Annotated in this window: 1 pseudogene; it reads left to right on the top strand. The window is 44.4% G+C overall.

Features of this window, described 5'->3' with window-relative positions:
- Positions 1–78: 78 nt before the first annotated feature.
- Positions 79–987, top strand: a pseudogene (locus HGG78_RS18850) (IS5 family transposase).
- Positions 988–1,042 lie beyond the last annotated feature (55 nt).

Here is a 1,042-nt window from a genome sequence, read left to right as displayed (position 1 = left end):
GGCGTTGTTGACTAAATCAGTTGGAACCTTTTCTCAGTCCTGCGATCTGATCCCATGTAGTAGAAGCATGGTGTTGTTATGGGTAAGTCGAAGAAGAAGATAGCGAACTGGAGTGAGTATAATGAAGCCTTGTGCAAGCGAGGCTCAGTAACGTTTTGGATTGACGACTCAGCCGTTGAAGCATGGCAATGTAAAAGTCACCATGGTAAACGAGGTAGAGGCTTTCAATTTTCTGATACTGCTATTGAAACAGCTTTGATGGTTAAAGGGATATTCTCTCTCCCGTTACGTGCGCTTCAAGGCTTTATCGATTCTATATTTGCTTTGATGAACGTCCCTTTGCGCTCTCCTAACTACACCAGTATTAGCAAGCGTTCAAAGACTGTTCAGGTAAAATACAAGAACAAATCTAAAGGCTCAGTTCGCCATATCGCCATTGATTCAACAGGTCTGAAAGTCTTCGGTGAAGGCGAATGGAAAGTTAAGAAGCATGGAGCCGAGAAGCGTAGAACTTAGCGTAAACTGCACCTGGCCGTTGATGTCGATACCCATGATGTGATTAGTGCAGAAGTCAGCCTCGTCAATGTTGGTGATAGCGAAGCTCTCCCAACATTATTGAATCCGCTGCGTAGGAAAGTTCATTCCGTATCAGCAGATGGTGCTTACGACACAAAAAAGTGCCATGAAGTATTGCAAAACAAGGGTTGCAAACCTCTCATACCTCCCAGAATAAATGCTGGTTATTGGGAAGAGGGACACCCTCGAAATGAAGTGGTCGATGCACTTAAAAACGATTCGCTAGCTCAATGGAAAACTGACTCTGGCTACCACGACCGTTCAATCTCTGAGACGGCAATGTCCCGATATAAAGGACTGACTAGCGGCACATTGAGCTTGAGATGTTATAACGCTCAAGTTGGTGAGGCGTTAGCAAACGTCAAAGCAATGAACAAAGTCCTAGGACTAGGTATGCCTATTAGAAACTAACAGGTAAGTTCCGTAGGATAGATACGTCCTTTAGCTGATTTGATCAACAACGCCG

Source organism: Vibrio aestuarianus, from assembly GCF_012395185.1.
Classification (GTDB): domain Bacteria; phylum Pseudomonadota; class Gammaproteobacteria; order Enterobacterales; family Vibrionaceae; genus Vibrio; species Vibrio aestuarianus.
This window is presented reverse-complemented; position numbering and strand designations above follow the sequence as displayed.